This window comes from Achromobacter sp. FW305-C-30-7 (genome assembly GCF_058783105.1).
The window spans coordinates 667,721-683,068 of the sequence record NZ_JBYSYI010000002.1; the positions used below are offsets into that span (position 1 = coordinate 667,721).

At 66.1% G+C, this 15,348-nt stretch carries 17 protein-coding genes; 6 read left to right on the forward strand and 11 right to left on the reverse strand.

Features of this window, described 5'->3' with window-relative positions:
• Positions 1 to 129 precede the first annotated feature (129 nt).
• The 4 genes from AC3WOB_RS10005 to AC3WOB_RS10020 are packed head-to-tail and all read left to right on the forward strand — an operon-like array spanning position 130 to position 3,258.
• Positions 130 to 768 (forward strand): GntR family transcriptional regulator, encoded by a 639-nt coding sequence (locus AC3WOB_RS10005; protein ID WP_492274858.1) that lies wholly within the window; start codon positions 130 to 132, stop codon positions 766 to 768.
• 1 nt (position 769) lies between these two features.
• A complete protein-coding gene (locus AC3WOB_RS10010; protein ID WP_492274859.1) occupies positions 770 to 1,267 on the forward strand; it encodes an ureidoglycolate lyase in 498 nt (165 codons plus the stop codon).
• Between the two features lie 25 nt (positions 1,268 to 1,292).
• The gene (locus tag AC3WOB_RS10015) at positions 1,293 to 2,219 is read left to right on the forward strand and encodes an allantoinase PuuE (protein WP_492274860.1); all 927 of its coding nucleotides are present in this window, start codon (positions 1,293 to 1,295) and stop codon (positions 2,217 to 2,219) included.
• 43 nt (positions 2,220 to 2,262) lie between these two features.
• Positions 2,263 to 3,258, forward strand: a complete 996-nt coding sequence (locus AC3WOB_RS10020; protein WP_492274861.1) for a Bug family tripartite tricarboxylate transporter substrate binding protein — start codon at positions 2,263 to 2,265, stop codon at positions 3,256 to 3,258.
• A 102-nt stretch (positions 3,259 to 3,360) separates the two neighbouring features.
• On the opposite strand, the gene AC3WOB_RS10025 is transcribed toward AC3WOB_RS10020, so the two are convergent.
• The 7 genes from AC3WOB_RS10025 to AC3WOB_RS10055 all read right to left on the reverse strand — a co-directional run bounded on the left by AC3WOB_RS10025 (position 3,361) and on the right by AC3WOB_RS10055 (position 11,303).
• Complete coding sequence (locus AC3WOB_RS10025) at positions 3,361 to 4,920, reverse strand: ABC transporter substrate-binding protein (protein ID WP_492274862.1); 1,560 nt, start codon at positions 4,918 to 4,920, stop codon at positions 3,361 to 3,363.
• 186 nt (positions 4,921 to 5,106) lie between these two features.
• Positions 5,107 to 5,727, reverse strand: coding sequence for a GntR family transcriptional regulator (locus AC3WOB_RS10030; protein WP_492274863.1), 621 nt, complete (start codon positions 5,725 to 5,727; stop codon positions 5,107 to 5,109).
• A gap of 90 nt (positions 5,728 to 5,817) precedes the next feature.
• Positions 5,818 to 7,473, reverse strand: a complete 1,656-nt coding sequence (locus tag AC3WOB_RS10035; protein WP_492274864.1) for an ABC transporter ATP-binding protein — start codon at positions 7,471 to 7,473, stop codon at positions 5,818 to 5,820.
• Positions 7,470 to 8,291: an ABC transporter permease gene (locus tag AC3WOB_RS10040; RefSeq protein WP_013392104.1), complete on the reverse strand. Its 822-nt coding sequence runs from the start codon at positions 8,289 to 8,291 to the stop codon at positions 7,470 to 7,472. The genes AC3WOB_RS10035 and AC3WOB_RS10040 overlap by 4 nt, the downstream gene beginning before the upstream one ends.
• Positions 8,288 to 9,232: an ABC transporter permease gene (locus AC3WOB_RS10045; protein ID WP_013392103.1), complete on the reverse strand. Its 945-nt coding sequence runs from the start codon at positions 9,230 to 9,232 to the stop codon at positions 8,288 to 8,290. The genes AC3WOB_RS10040 and AC3WOB_RS10045 overlap by 4 nt, the downstream gene beginning before the upstream one ends.
• Positions 9,233 to 9,293: 61 nt before the next feature.
• Positions 9,294 to 10,163: an alpha/beta hydrolase gene (locus tag AC3WOB_RS10050; protein WP_492274865.1), complete on the reverse strand. Its 870-nt coding sequence runs from the start codon at positions 10,161 to 10,163 to the stop codon at positions 9,294 to 9,296.
• Between the two features lie 222 nt (positions 10,164 to 10,385).
• Positions 10,386 to 11,303 (reverse strand): DUF808 domain-containing protein, encoded by a 918-nt coding sequence (locus AC3WOB_RS10055; protein WP_013392101.1) that lies wholly within the window; start codon positions 11,301 to 11,303, stop codon positions 10,386 to 10,388.
• Between the two features lie 171 nt (positions 11,304 to 11,474).
• Between AC3WOB_RS10055 and AC3WOB_RS10060 the strand changes: the two genes are divergently transcribed.
• Positions 11,475 to 11,783, forward strand: coding sequence for a DUF1272 domain-containing protein (locus AC3WOB_RS10060; RefSeq protein ID WP_492274866.1), 309 nt, complete (start codon positions 11,475 to 11,477; stop codon positions 11,781 to 11,783).
• Between the two features lie 3 nt (positions 11,784 to 11,786).
• On the opposite strand, the gene AC3WOB_RS10065 is transcribed toward AC3WOB_RS10060, so the two are convergent.
• Positions 11,787 to 12,197, reverse strand: coding sequence for a hemerythrin domain-containing protein (locus AC3WOB_RS10065; RefSeq protein ID WP_013392099.1), 411 nt, complete (start codon positions 12,195 to 12,197; stop codon positions 11,787 to 11,789).
• Positions 12,198 to 12,273: 76 nt separating this feature from the next.
• Positions 12,274 to 12,954, reverse strand: a complete 681-nt coding sequence (gene ytfE, locus AC3WOB_RS10070) for an iron-sulfur cluster repair protein YtfE (RefSeq protein ID WP_013392098.1) — start codon at positions 12,952 to 12,954, stop codon at positions 12,274 to 12,276.
• 152 nt (positions 12,955 to 13,106) lie between these two features.
• Between ytfE and norR the strand changes: the two genes are divergently transcribed.
• Complete coding sequence (gene norR / locus AC3WOB_RS10075) at positions 13,107 to 14,630, forward strand: nitric oxide reductase transcriptional regulator NorR (RefSeq protein ID WP_492274867.1); 1,524 nt, start codon at positions 13,107 to 13,109, stop codon at positions 14,628 to 14,630.
• Positions 14,631 to 14,645: 15 nt separating this feature from the next.
• On the opposite strand, the gene AC3WOB_RS10080 is transcribed toward norR, so the two are convergent.
• Both AC3WOB_RS10080 and AC3WOB_RS10085 read right to left on the reverse strand, forming a co-directional pair.
• Positions 14,646 to 14,903, reverse strand: a complete 258-nt coding sequence (locus tag AC3WOB_RS10080; protein WP_013392096.1) for a hypothetical protein — start codon at positions 14,901 to 14,903, stop codon at positions 14,646 to 14,648.
• 40 nt (positions 14,904 to 14,943) lie between these two features.
• Entirely contained in the window at positions 14,944 to 15,147 is a 204-nt protein-coding gene (locus tag AC3WOB_RS10085; protein WP_006217928.1) for a cold-shock protein, read from the reverse strand.
• Positions 15,148 to 15,348 lie beyond the last annotated feature (201 nt).

A 15,348-nucleotide genomic window follows, 5' to 3' on the forward strand; every position in this document is an offset into this window, starting at 1 on the left:
CTGGTAATAACCATTAGGGATACTACTGGTATCTCTTTGGGATACCAGCGGGGTACCTTCTCATCCATTGCGCGGGACGGCAATTGGGAGTCTCTGTCGTTCGCGCCTTTTTCTTACGCTGCAACACACATGAACGCTACACAACGTACCTATCAAACCCTGCTGGACCAGATCGTTTCGCGCCGGATTCCGGCGGGGGAAGTGTTGGAGGAAAGGCGGCTGGCGGATGAGCTGGAGGTGTCGCGTACGCCTTTGCGCGCGGCCATGAACCGGCTGCTGGGCGAAGGGATGCTGGAGCGGCTGTCCAACGGGTCCATCGTGGTGCGCTCGTTTGGCGTGACGGATCTGCTGGAACTGCTGCAGATCCGCAGCCTGCTGGAGAGCGAGGCGGCGGCGATGGCGACCGGGCGGATTCCGGCGGAGCCGCTGGAGGGGCTGCGGGCGCGGCTGCAGGCCTTGCTGGATGCGAAGACGGCGGATGAGAAGTCGGATTGGGAGGTCGATAACGCGCTGCACGATCTGGTGGCGGCGTATTGCGGCAACCGGAATCTGGCGACCATGATCACGGCGACGCGGCGGCAGGTGCGGATGTGCGATGTGGAGCGCTTGCCGCAGCGGCAGGTGCAGGCGCGCGAAGAACATCTGGCGATCGTGCAGGCGCTGTTGTCGGGCGAATCGGCCCGCGCGCGGCAGGCTATGGCGGCGCATCTGGAGAACGTGCGGCGCAGCTATGTGAATTCGCTGGGATATTTGAACCATGGCGCGTGACATGAGTGGTTCGCCGCGCATGATCCGCCCGCGGCTGCTTACGCCCGAGGCGTTCGCGCCCTATGGCGAAGTGATCGCGCATCAGGGCACGGAGCGGCGCCATTACCTGACCGAGCCGATGCGGCATGGGCCCGAAGTCGTGCGGCACGCAAGCTGGGTCAGCCGGGTGCAAGCAGCGCCGCCGGGGCCGGTCGAGATCCGGCTGATGGAGCGCCATCGCTATGCCGCGCAGAGTTTCGTGCCGTTGACGGACTCACCCTATCTGGTGGTGGTGGCGCCTACCGGGGCCGACGATCTGCCCGACATGGCGCGGCTGGAAGCGTTTCTTGCGACCGGCAGCCAGGGCGTGTGCTACCGCGTGGGCACCTGGCATCACGGCCTGACCGTGTTGCGGGGGCCGGCGGAGTTCCTGGTCCTGATGGGCCAGACCGGCCGCGGCGATGACGACGAGTTCTGGCAGGCGCCAGCTCCGCACGCCCTGGTTTCGCTTTCCGATTGATTCCTCACCGATGGCTAGCCCCGCTATGACTACCGATCATCCGCACTTGCGCCGCGACTTTGTCGGCTACGGCGCTAACCCGCCCGATCCCAAATGGCCGGGCGGCGCGCGCCTGGCGCTGAACCTGTGCATCAACTACGAGGAAGGCGGCGAGCCTTCGGTGCCGGACGGCGATGCTGAATCCGAGACCGGGCTGACCGAGGGCGGCGCGGGCGGCTTCGCGGGGCGCGACCTGGCGGCCGAGTCGATGTTCGAGTACGGCAGCCGGATCGGCTTCTGGCGCGTGCACCGCCTGCTGCAGGAACGCGGCATGGCGGCCACGATACTGGGCTGCGGCCTGGCGCTGGAGCGCAATCCCGAAGTCTGCGAGGCCATCAAGGCGGCGGGCTATGACGTCTGTGCGCACGGCTGGCGCTGGGAACGGCACCAGAACCTGACACTGGAAGAGGAACGCGAGCGCATCCGCCGCACGGTGGAATCGATGACCCGCACGGTCGGTTCCAGGCCGCTGGGATGGTATTGCCGCTACGGCCCCAGCCTGAACACCCGCGCGCTGCTGGCCGAGGAAGGCGGTTTCCTCTACGACTCCGATACCTACAACGACGAGCTGCCCTACTGGACCCAGGTCGGCGGCAAGCCCCACCTGCTGGTGCCTTACGGCCTGGCCAACAACGACGCCAAGTTCATCCGCGGCGGCATGGCCACGGGGCAGGACCTGTTCGAGTACCTGCGCGATGCTTTCGACATGCTGTACGAGGAAGGCGCCACGGCTCCCAAGATGATGTCCGTGGGACTGCATCTGCGGCTGGTCGGCCAGCCCGGACGCGCGGCAGGCCTGGCGCGCTTCCTGGACCACGTGGCGGCGCACAGCGACGTCTGGGTCTGCCGCCGCGCCGACATCGCGCGCCACTGGCATGCGCACCATCCGGCCGCCGAAGGCGCCGCGCGCTGATTCGTTTTCTGCATCGCCCCCGTTTTCTCATCAGGAGAGCAGCATGTCGAAGTACCAGAAAATCAATCGCCGCGGCCTGCTGGCCACGGCCCTGGCCGGGTTGCTGGCGCTGGGCCTGAGCCCGGCAGCGCACGCCGACGCCTATCCCAGCAAGCCCATCCGCATCGTCGTGCCCTTCCCGCCCGGCGGCGCGGCCGACACCTTGGCGCGCGCGCTGTCGCAGCAGCTGAACGACACGCTGGGCAAGCAGGTCATCGTGGAAAACCGCGCCGGCGCGGGCGGCACCATCGGCACCAATGCGGTGGCGCGCGCGGAGCCGGACGGCTACACGCTGCTGCTGGGCAACGTGTCGACGCTGGCGATCGCGCCCAGCCTGTATCCGAACCTGAACTACGACCCGGTGAAGGATTTCACGCCCATCACGCTGGTGGGCAAGAGTCCGCTGGTGTTCGCGGTCAATCCCGGCCTGCAGGCGAAGAACCTGCCAGAGCTGATCGCGCTGGCGAACAAGGATCCGGGCAAGCTGACCTTCGGCTCGTCCGGCGCGGGCAGCATCACCCACCTGACGGGTGAAGTCTTGAACCTGGCCACGGGCGGCAAGCTGGTGCACGTGCCCTACAAGGGCAGCGCGCCGGTGCTGCTGGCAGTGGCCTCGGGCGAATTGAGCATGGGCGTGACGCAGGTGGTGGAAATGCTGCCGCAGTACAAGGGCGGCCGGGTCGGCGCCGCCGCGGTGACGGGCAAGGAAAAGTCGCCTGCCCTGCCTGAAGTGACGACCGCGGCCTCGCAGGGCGTGAAGGGGCTGGAAGCCACCACCTGGTACAGCCTGATGGCGCCTGCGGGCGTGCCCGCGGAAGTGGTGCAGCGCCTGCAACCCGCGCTGGAGAAAGTGCTGACCAACGCCGAGCTGCGCAAGCGCTTTGCCGACGAGGGCCTGATCCTGGCCCCGTCCACACAGGCCGAGCTGAGCACGTTCCTGGGCGCCGAAGTCCGGGATTGGGCCGCCGTGATCAAGCAAGCGGGCGTCAAGCTCGACTGAGGGCAGTCCCCGCGGAATCCAAAGCCGCGCGCGCCGTCCGCATGACATCGGCCCTGAGTTCACGCTCAGGGCCGATATCGTTCCTCCTTGCGGACAATCGCCTTACTTGCCGTCCCGGACCTTGGTCTCCCAGGCCCGCGGCTTGCCTTCCCAGACCGAGAATCCTTCGACGCGCTTGCTGGAAGCCCAGGCGTCCGCGCCGTTGTACAGCATCAGCATCGGCGTCTGTTCCAGCATCAGGGCATGCAGCTGGTCGAACAGCGCCTGGCGCTTGGCCGGATCGGATTCCAGGAAGCTCTCATCGATCAGCTTCTGCGCCGCGGGATCGTCCCAGACCTTGCGCGGCTGCTTGGCCTTGTCGCCCGAGAACTGCTCGAAGCTCAGCGAGGGGTCCAGGCGCGACGAGAACGAGAACGAGCTGATCTGGTACTTGCCGGTGTTGTAGCGGTCCAGCTGCGTGGCCCATTCCAGCACCTCGATCTTGGCGTTGATGCCCACGGACTGCATCATGGCCTGCGCGATCACCGCCACCTGGTAGCTGGGCACGTGGGCGCGCTTGTTGGCGTAGATGACCACGGGCTCGCCCTTATAGCCGGCTTCCTTCAGCAATTGCTGCGCGCGCGCCGGATCGTATTTGTAGCCGCGTTTTTCCGCATCCTTGTAATAGGCCGAACCCGCATAGACGGCGGAGTTGTTCAGCTGGCCCAGGCCCTCCGAGGCTGCGGCCACGACCTGCGGTATGTCCAGCGACGCGGCGATGGCCTGGCGGATCTTGACGTTCTTCAGCACCGGATCCTCGGTCTGGAACAGCAGCACGTGCTTGACGGCGTCATGCGGGCTGAACACCGCCAGGTTCTTCGCGCTTTTCAGTTCGCCCACGTCGGTGTTGGTGATCTGCGCGGCGTCGATGGCGCCCGACAGCAAGCCGGCCTTCGAGGTCGAAGGATCGGGAACGACCAGGAACTTCACTTCCTCCACCAGCGGACGCTTGGAGCCGACGTAGCCGTCCGGCTTGTCGCCCCCAGGCGAGGCGTAATCCTTGAAGGCGGACAGCAAGGTGTATTCGCCGCGCTTCCAGTCCTTGAACATGTAGGGGCCGGTACCCACCGGCTTGATCCAGGAACCGTCGGTCGCCACCGAATCCTTGGAGATGATGGCCGTCATGCCGCAGTCGGTGCGGGCCAGCGAATCCAGGAACACGGCCGACTTGCGGTCCACCTTCATCACCACGGTCTGCGGGTCGGGCGCGGAGACGTCCGTCACCTTCAGGCCGTTGCGCCCGTCGAAGTCGCTGCGGCAGCGCCAATCCGTCTTGGGATCCATGTAGCGCTGCCAGTTCCAGATCACGTCGGCCGAGCTCAGCGTGGCGCCGTTGTGGAACTTGACGCCATCGCGCAGCTTGAAGGTATAGGTCAGGCCGTCTTCCGACAGATCCACGGATTTGGCCAGCAAGGGGCCCACGGTGCCGTTTTCGCGGTAGCCGACCAGACCTTCCACGATGTTCAGCACCACGCCGTCGGTGGTGTTGTCGCGGTTGACGCCGGGGTTGGTCGAGCGGATGTCGGCCGGCTGGGCAATGGTGAGCAGCGCGGCCTGGGCCGAACCGGCGGCGGCCAGCGCCAGGCTGAGCGCGAGCGCTCTGGGTACGAAAACGTGGTGCATGCAAAGACTCCCCGGCGTGCGGCGCAAAATTCACGCATATATTGGCGCCAAAATTAGCTGCTCATTATGGGCGGAATGCGCCACGCCGCTATCGGGGGTATCCCTGAAAGCGGCGCCGGAATGAAAAACGGCGGCCCTGTTTCAGGAGGCCGCCGCATGTGCGTAGCGCGAGTCGCGGAAAACGTCTCAGGAGATATCCTGCCCCACGTGCTGGGCAATGATTTTCTGCAGGCGCTTGACGTCGCGCGCTTCCAGCGCCTCGACCATGTCGAAGTGCTCGCGCGCGGAAATCTCGATGCGCGAGCGCGTCACCCATTCCTTGGCCGGCGCCGCGGGGCCGCGGGCCCGGGTTTCCTGGATCAGCGCGGTCAATTCCCGGTTGCGGCACATGTCATACATGCCCGCATGGAAAGCCAGGTTGACCTCGTACTGCTCCAGCAGCGTGCCATCCTGCAGCAGCTTGGCGAAGCGTTCGGCCAGGGTGCGCAAGGCGCGCACCTTGGCCGCCGTGACGTTGGGCATCAGGTCCGCCGCCGCGCCCGTTTCCAGCAGGATGCGGATGTCGCGGATCTGCAGGTGCTGGTCCGGGTCCATCGCATAGACGTGATAGCCCCGGTTCGGGATGTGCGCGATCAGCCGCTTGGCGGCCAATTGGTCTAGCGCCCGCCGGACGTCCAGACGCTTGGCGTCGTAGCGTTCCTGCAGGTCGATCTGTTTCAGCCAGGCGCCGGGACCGTACACACCCGCCTGAATATCGTGGGCGATGCGATCAACCAGGCCGGGCTGTGCCGTTGCCGATTTCGGCATGGACCACTCCCGTCTATCAAATCCGAAGCGCGTATTTTATGCGTAAGTATCCCGGGGGACGGCGCCAGCGCCCCCTGGGAAACCCGCCCCTCAGGCACTGGCCCGCAACGGCTCCTGCTGGTCCAGCCGCCAACGCAGCCGCACGCCACCGGTTTCGGTGGATTCCAGCGCCGGAATCGCCGACAGCAGGCTGCGGGTGTATTCCTCCTGCGGCTGGTCGAACACGGCGTCGCGCGAGCCCTGCTCGACGATGCCGCCGTCGCGCATCACCACCACGCGGTCGGCCACCTGCTCCACCACGCCCAGGTCATGGCTGATGAACAGGCAGGAAAAGCCGTGGCGCTCCTGCAAGTCGGCGAACAGGTCCAGCACCTGCGCGCGCACAGTCACGTCCAGCGCGGACACCGGTTCGTCGGCAATGACGAAGGCCGGACGGCGCACGATGGCGCGGGCGATCGCCACGCGCTGGCGCTGCCCGCCCGACATTTCGTGGGGATAGCGCTTGGCGTATTCGGAGCCCAGGCCCACTTCGGCCAGCACCTCGTCCACCCGGCGGCGCTTGTCTGCCGCCGGCATGTCGTCCAGCATGCGCAGGCCTTCGCCCACCAGTTGGCCTATGGTCATGCGCGGGTCCAGCGAGGAGTACGGGTCCTGGAACACCATCTGGCAATTCAGCCGGTAGTCGCGCCAGGAGGCCGAACGGCGGTTCACGGGCTGGCCGCGGAACAGGATCTGGCCCGAGGTCGGCGCCAGCAGCCCGGCAATGGCCCGGCCCAGCGTGGTCTTGCCCGAACCCGAACCGCCCACCACCGCCACCACCTCACGCGGCTTGACGTGCAGGTCGATGCCGTTGAGCGCGCGCTTGGCGCCGGTGCGCGAGAACAAGCGCTGGTGCCCGGCGTAGTCCACCACCAGGTTCTTGACCTCGACGATCGGCGCCTCCTTGCCCAGCTGGCGCGCCGGCAGCCGGCGCGGCATGGCGTCCAGCAGCTTGCGCGTGTAGGGATGCTGCGGCCGTTCCAGGATGGCGGCCGTGGCGCCGGTTTCCAGCACCTTGCCGTGCTGCATCACCACCATGCGTTCGGTGTAGCGCGCCACCATCGGCAGGTCGTGGCTGATCATCAGCACTGCGGTGTGGTGTTCGCGCGTCAGGTCCACCATCAGTTCCAGCACGTCGCGCTGCACCACCGCGTCCAGCGCCGTGGTGGGCTCGTCGGCGATCAGCAGCGCCGGCTCCAGCAACATCACGGAGGCCAGCATCATGCGCTGGCGCATGCCGCCGGAGAACTCGTGCGGCCAAGCTTCCATCGCACCCTTGGGGTCGCGGATGCCAACCCGGCGCAGCATTTCAAGGATGCGTTCGCGGCGCGCCGCCGTGGACAGGTCCTTGCGGTGCAGCTTCAAGCCCTCGTCCAGTTGCCGGCCGATGGGCATGGACGGATTCAGCGACGTCATCGGCTCCTGGAACACCATGCCGATGCGCGCGCCGCGCAGCTTGCGCAGCGCAGCCGGCGAGGCCTGAGTCACTTCGACGCCTTCGAACTTGATGGAGCCGCCCGCCACTACCAGCGGCGATGGCGTCAGGCCCATGATGGCGCGGGCGGCCTGGGTCTTGCCGCTGCCGGATTCGCCGACGATGCCGACCATCTCGCCAGGAGCCACCTCGAAGGACACCCCGCTGACGATCTCGCGGCCGCCGTGGCCGACGGTCAGCGACAGATTCGATACCGATACCAGTGCGCTCATTGCACGCCCCTCATGCGGGGATCGAAACGGTCTCGCACCGCATCGCCCAGCAGATTGATTCCCAGCAGCGCGAGCGCGATGGCCAGGCCGGGAAGAATGGAAAGATAGGAAGCCTGCGCCATGAACGGCCGGGCGGCGGCCAGCATATTGCCCCAGGTGGGCGCGGGAGGCGGCACGCCCAGGCCCAGGAAGGACAGCGCGCTTTCCGCCAGGATGACCCAGCCGAACATGGAGGTCGCCAGCACCGTCAGCGGCGCCACGCAATTCGGCAGCACGTGGCGGAACATGGTGTAGAGCTCGGAATTGCCCAGCACGCGCGAGGATTCGATGAACTCCTTCTCGCGCAGCGACAGCACCGTGCCGCGCACGATGCGCGTCACCGAAGGCGTGTAAGCCAGGCCCAGCGCCAGGATGATGCCGTACTTGTTGGCGCCCACCACCGCCAGCAGGCCCAAGGCCAGCAGCAGCCCCGGGAATGCCAGCAGCGCATTGTTGAAGGCCATGATGATGCGGTCGGTCCAGCCCCGCACAAAGCCCGTGAGCGTGCCGATGAGGGTGCCCGCGACGATGGCGAAGGTCACGGTCAGCAGGCTGATCCAGACGCTGCTGGACGCCCCGGCCAGCAGGCGAGACAGCTCGTCGCGCCCGAACTCGTCCGTGCCCAGCAGGAATTCGCCGCCGGGCGGCTTGAGCCGCGCCACGAAGTTGATCTTGAGCGGATCATGCGGCGTCCAGAAAGCGCCCATGACGGCCGCCACTATCATCAGCGCCACGATCGCGCCGCCCAGTAGCGCGTTGGCTGCAATTCGCTTTTTCATTCGGCGGTCACTCTCGGGTCAAAGAGGGGATAGCAAAGGTCGATGAACAGGTTCACGATCACGTAGACCACGCCCACGAACAACAGACAGCCCTGGATCACGGGGTAATCGCGGGCAAAGATGGAGTCCACCAGCAGGCGTCCCAGCCCGGGAATGGTGAACACGGTCTCCACCACCGCAATGCCGCCCAACAGGTTGCCCAGCACCAGGCCGATCAGCGTCCAGGTCGGGCCGAAGGCGTTGCGGAACGCATGGCGCATCAGCACCGCGGATTCCGACAGGCCCTTGGCGCGCGCATGGGTGATGTAGTCCAGCCGCAGCACTTCCAGCGTGCTGGCCCGCGCCATGCGCATCAGCACGCCGATCTCATGCAGGAACAGGGTCAGGATGGGCATGGCCAGGTACAGCAGGCCGGCCTTCCAGTCCTCGCCGATGGAGACATAGCCCACCACCGGCAGCCATTGCAGCTTGAGGCCGAAGAAGATCAGCAGCAGCAGGCCCAGCCAGAAGGTCGGAATGGACACCAGCAGCGTGGCCGCGCCCACCAGGAACAGGTCGGGCGCCTTGTTCTGCTTCCAGGCGGCGATCATGCCGGCCGGCACCGCTACCAGCGCGGCGAACAGCACCGCTACCAGCACCACGCGGCCGCTGATCAGGAAGCGGTCCCACACCAGCGGCAACACCGGCTGGCCGGTGTTGATGGACGAACCCAGATCCCCGTGCAGCATATTGCCGAACCAGATGCCGAACTGGGTCAGCCAGGTCTGGTCCAGCCCCAGCCGCGCCCGCAGGTCGGCCAGCGCGGCCGGCGTTGCCAGGTCTCCCAGCAGCAGTTGGGCAGGATCGCCCGGTATGAGCCGGATCATCACGAACACCGCCACCGCCACGATCAGCAGTGTCGGTATGGCCATGACGATACGGGATAGCGCGAAACGCAGCATGCCCCTCTCCTATTCCTGGTCGCGGACCCGCGGATGCCCGCAAGCGCCGCGTCCGCCGGTCTCAGTTGCCTTCATGTCGCAGCTTGCGCAAGGCGGCGGCCAGGAAGTCCTGCACCTGGCCCACGCATTTCAAGCCGTCGTGCGGCACGTTTTCCACCACGTCCAGCACCGCGTTCACGCCCTGGGCTTCGAACGAACGGCGCAGCGACTCAAGACGCTCAGGGCGCGTGTTGCCCGCCGAGTTCGCGCCGGGCATGAAGAACTTGCCGCCTTCGCGATGGGTGATTTCCCAGGTTTCCAGGTCGGCCTTGCCCACGATCATGTGCACCGCCACCTGCTTGAGCGCTTCGATGTCGATGCGTTTGCCGAAACGGGCCTCCGCGTCGCGCACGCCCACCCACCAATCCTGGCTGGGATCCAGCAGCGTGACCGAGCCCGGCGCGCCGATCGACACCGCCCACAGGCTTTCCGGGTGCAGGTAGGCGTAACGGTTCACGAACTGGCCGCCGCCCGAGTAGCCGAACAGGCCGAACTTCTTGAAGTCGCAGCCGAACTTCTCGCCCACTTCCGCCACCATGTCGAGCAGGATCTCGTCATAGCGGATGTCGCCTTCGCGCAATTGCTTGAAGCCGTCGCGGTTGCCGTCGCCCAGCGGGCTCACGGGGAACAGCGGGCACAGCACGATGCAGTCGTTCCAGCGGGCGAACTCCGCGAACGCGTCGCGGTATTCCACGAAGGCGCGGCCGGTGCCGTGCATGATCACCACCAGCTGCATCGGATGCCTGGCGCTGTCGATGTGCGGCGGCACATAGGTGCAATAGGAAAAGCGCGGGTCGGAGCGGGCGGCAAAGACGGTGCTGTGGCCCAGGTCGTACATGGCCCGCGCGCGGGCGGCGTCGGGCTGGATGGCGAGTGCTGCGTTGGACTGCATGGTTTCCTCGTTTCCATGGCCGCGCGGGCGGACGCATGGTTTATGCCGGTGGTCGAAATAATGATCACATAAATTGGCGCCAATTTTAGGCGCACGTATTCCGGCGCAACAAGGCAGGGGATTCCCTAGGGGCGTAAAAAAGAGCGCCTCGGCGCTCCCTGGATGGCGCAGTCACGGCCCGCTCTGCGGGACGGCGCCTGCGCGTTTCAACCTTTCCTCGCTTCAGCCCTTCTTGAACAGCCGCTTGGCTAGACTGACCACCCCCAGCACCACGGCCCCGGCCACGATGCCGAACAAGGCGTTGAGCAGCGTGGCCGTCAGCGCCTGCACCACCCCGCCCCCGCCCACCGCGGCGGCGGCCTGGTCGACGGCGGCCTGCACCGGCGGGATGCCGTGGGTCAGGATGGCGCCGCCCACCATGAACATGGCGGCGGTGCCCACCACCGAAAGCGTCTTCATCAGATAGGGCGCCGCGCCCACGATGCGCCGGCCCAGCCAGGCCGTGGCCTGGGAAGACTTCTGGCTGAGGTAGAGGCCCAGGTCGTCCAGCTTGACGATGCCGGCCACCAAGCCGTAGACCCCGACCGTCATCGCGATGGCGATGATCGACAGCACCAGCACCTGGCGGGTGAAATCCGCGTCAGCTACCGCTTCCATGCTGATGACGATGATTTCCGCCGACAGGATGAAGTCCGTGCGTATCGCGCCTTTGATCTTGTCGCGCTCGAAGGCCACCATGTCCACCGACGCATCCTGCAGGGCTTCGGCGCGCGCCGCGTGATTGCCCTCGTCCGAATCGCCGTGCGGCAGGAACTTATGCGCCAGCTTCTCGACGCCCTCATAGCAAAGGAATGCGCCCCCCAGCATCAGCAAGGGCGTCACCGCCCAAGGCGCGAACACGCTGATCAGCAGCGCCGCCGGCACCAGGATCAGCTTGTTGATGAAGGAGCCCTTGGCCACCGCCCAGACGACGGGCAGTTCCCGGTTGACCGGCACGCCGCTGACCTGCTGGGCGTTCAACGCCAGGTCGTCGCCCAGCACGCCGGCCGTTTTCTTGGCCGCCACCTTGGTCATCACGGACACGTCGTCCAATATGGTCGCGATATCGTCGAACAGTGCGAAGAAGCTGCTTCCGGCCATCAAGTATCCCCTGTCCCTCAAAAGGATTTTCGAGTGTACAGGCGGCCACCGTCCGCCAAACGCTGTGCGCCTGGCCGTTTTCACTTCTTTTCTGTCCGTAACCCCGATGGCGCCGCCGGACGTCCCGGCCTACCCTGGCGCCTGGACCCGTCTCTTGCCCCAGGAGCCCATATGCTTGCCTTGCGACCCAGTTGCGAACACTGTGATACGGCGCTGCCGCCAGACTCCGCCGCCGCCCGGATATGCAGCTTTGAATGCACCTTCTGCGCCGCTTGCGCCGAGGGGCTGCTGGGCAACGTCTGCCCCAATTGCGGCGGCGGCTTCACGCCCCGCCCGGTCCGTCCCGCCAGCGACCGCAAGGGCGGGAATTTCCTGGGCAAGTACCCGGCCAGCTCGGAGCGCAAGCACCGCCCGGTCGACCTGGCCGCGCACGAGGCGCTGCGGCGCAGCCTGGACGGCATTCCGCCGGAACGCCGCTAGCCGCTACAGCGCCTCGATGCGGGGATAGAGATCGCGGTTCTCGCGCTGCATGCGTTCATGGACGCGGCGCAGCACCGTATTGGCGTCAGCCCGGAAGCCGGCTTCGTCCAGCTCCAGGCTGCCGGCATTGTTCCAGCGCCGCGCAAATGCCTCGTAGCTGCGCGCGATCGCATCCATTTCCTGCTGGAATGCGCGGCCCGCCTGTGCCAGGTCAGTATCGTCGCTGCGCGCCAGCGCCGGATACAGCGCCCGGTCCTCGACCGCCAGGTGCAGCTTGATCGTGGCGCTCATGGACACAATGCCGCGCGCGATTTCGGCCGCGTTGCGGGCCACGCCCGCATGCGCCAACCGGCGCAGGGACGCAATGCCCTGCAGGATGTCCACATGCTGCTGCTTGAATTTATCGATGTTCATGCCTGGATTTCCGTACGGAAGCAGCGGGGCCGACGCCCCGCTCGCGGTTTGCTGCGGAACCGGTCCGCAGCCCCGTTCAATTGCGCGCATGCGCCGTGGGATTGGCCGCGTTCTCGAACAGGATGTTGTTTTCCAGGTGGATGTGCGCCATCAAGTCTTCCTTGAAGGTGCGCAGGCCCAGGTATAGCGCCCGCCAGGTGTTGCAGGCGGCGCGCGGCAGCGTGATGTCGTTGGTCAGCGCCAGCAGCCGTTCCAGCGCCACGCCATGGTCGTCATGCTCCGTGCGCATGACCATGATGGGCATGGTCGCCATGGCGCCATGGCCGCGGGCCAGCATCGGGAACAGCACCTGTTCCTCTTTCTGCATATGGCTTTCCAGTTCCTGCTGCATCACGCGCAGGTGGTCGGCCAGGCCGGTCGGGCAGTCGGGGCTGTCGGCGTGCACCTGCTCCACCTTCAGCGCCAGCCGGATCAATTCGGGCAATTGCTGGCGATGCACCTCGTGGTAGCGCGCCAGGATGTGGTCCACCAGTTCGGCCGGCGTAGCCAGGCCCCAATCCGTTTCCTGCGACGGGGTGCGCGCCAGCTCCATCAGGCGCGCCTCGATCTGCGCCGCGTCCAGCGAACGCTGAGCCGCCGCCTCGGCCAGGCTCTTCTTGCCGCCACAGCAGAAATCCAGCTGGTACTCATGAAACACCTGCGTGGCGCCAGGGATGCTGCGGGCCAATTGCCCCAGGGATTGCTCAACCATGCTCATCGCGTCTCTCCATAGTTCGTGACGGGTACTGGAGCTAATGCGAAAACCGTGCCAGGAAAAACTTGCTATTTATCAATGAATTGCAAATTAAAGGGTGAATATGACCCTGGAAAACCACGGTTCAAACCACCCCGGGACGGTAAAATTCACCCATGCAAAACCTGCTGCTTGCCGATCTGGTCGCCGATCTCCCTCCCGCAGTCCGTCTGCAGCGGCTGGTGTCCAGCCTGCGCACCCACTTCCGCTGCGGCGCCGTGGCCCTGCTGCAACTGGAAGAAGACCACTTGCGCCCCATCGCGGTGGACGGCCTGACGCGGGACGCCCTGGGCCGCCGTTTCGCCGTGCAGCAGCATCCACGGCTGGCGGCCATCCTGGCGCGGCGCGGCGTTACCTGTTTTCACCACGACAGCACCCTGCCCGATCCCTATGACGGCCTGATCAACGGCATGGCGGGCGAACCGCTGCCGGTGCACGATTGCATGGGCACCAGCCTGCACATCGAAGGCCGGCCCTGGGGCGTGCTGACGCTGGACGCGCTGGAAGTCGGCACCTTCGACGCCGAGGCCCAATCCGATCTGCGCGACTACATCGTGCTGCTGGAAGCCGCCTTGCGCACAACACGGCTGGAAGCGGAAATCCGGGCGCTGCGCGTGGCGCGCGGCGCCGAACCGGCGGACAGCGCCGTCGCCGACAACAACGAGATCCTGGGGCAAAGCGAAGCCATCGGCCGCCTGCTGCACGAAATCCAGGTGGTGGCGGACTCGGAGCTACCTATCCTGCTGCTGGGGGAAACCGGCGTGGGCAAGGAACTGTTCGCGCATCGCGTGCACCGCCTGTCACGCCGCCGCGACAAGCCGCTGGTGCATGTGAACTGCGCCGCCCTGCCCGAATCGCTGGCCGAAAGCGAATTGTTCGGCCACGCCAAGGGCGCGTTCTCAGGCGCGGTCGCGGACCGCCCAGGCCGCTTCGAGGCCGCCAACGGCGGCACGCTGTTCCTGGACGAAGTGGGCGAACTGCCGCTGCTGGTGCAGGCCAAGCTGCTGCGTACCCTGCAGAACGGCGAAATCCAGCGCCTGGGCGACGACCGCCCGCGCCGCGTCGACGTGCGCATCCTGGCTGCCACCAACCGCAGCTTGCGCGACTTGGTGCGCGCGGGCGATTTCCGCGCCGACCTCTATCACCGGCTGTCCGTCTATCCCATCCCCATCCCACCGCTGCGCGACCGCGGCAACGACGTGCTGCTGCTGGCCGGCCGCTACCTGGAACTGAACCGCGCGCGCCTGGGCCTGCGCAGCCTCCGGCTGTCGCCCGAAGCCGAGGACATGCTGCGCCGCTACCGCTGGCCCGGCAATGTGCGCGAACTGGAACACGTCATCAGCCGCGCCGCCATCAAGGCCGTCAGCCATGGCGCCACACGCAACGAGATCGTGACGCTGGGCGCCAAGCTGCTGGACTTGTCCGATGGCGACATGCCCGTGGCGGCGCCGCAGGACGATGCCGACACGCCCGCCGGTCCGGATCAGACGCTACGGGAAGCGGTCGATGCCTGCCAACGGCAGGCCATCCGTCGGGCGTTGGAGTCGCATCAAGGTAATTGGGCCCACGCCGCGCGCGCGCTGGGCGTGGATGCCAGCAATCTGCACAAGCTGGCGCGACGCATCGGGCTGAAGGGCTGAGGCGCGGCTGGCGGCTCACGCAGGCCGGGCGTGCGCGTCAACGACGACGCGGCCATGATGGATCGCGGCGTCCACCGCCATGCCCGGACTGGAAACGAAGCCGCCCGAAGCAAACAAAGGCACGGCGTGGGATACGCCCGTTTTGTCCTGGTTGCCCGCGAGCTCCACGGCCACCGTGGCGGTAAACGCAGGCCGTCCAGAGCCTCCGACTGAAATCCGCGACACGCTGGCTGTCAGCCGATAGCCCTTGTAGACCATATTGTTGTGAAACATGAAACCCCCTACTTGATAAAAGGGCCTTGCGGCCCTTTACTCATAAAGCGCGGATCTGCGTGGCGTGAGGCCCTTTGGCGCCCTGCGCGGTCACATAACTGACGCGCTGATTCTCGACCAGCACCTTGTGGCCGTCGCTGACGATTTCGGAGAAATGCGCGAACAGATCCTTGCCGCCGTTTTCGGGCATGATGAAGCCGAAGCCCTTGGCGTCGTTGAACCATTTGACTATGCCGGTTTCCATGAGTCCTTCCTTTTAAATGCGAGGCTGCGCCCGCGACGGTGGATGAGCCAGTCAAGGAAAGGACCGCGAACAATGAAGCGCCCCGGAAAGGGAGCAAGACCGGACGAAAATCTCGATGCTCGAAAAGCTTCAAACCCACTATGGGTGCAGGGTCGGCGAAAGTCAATGCGCGTTTCCAATTACCACCCCGTTAACACATAG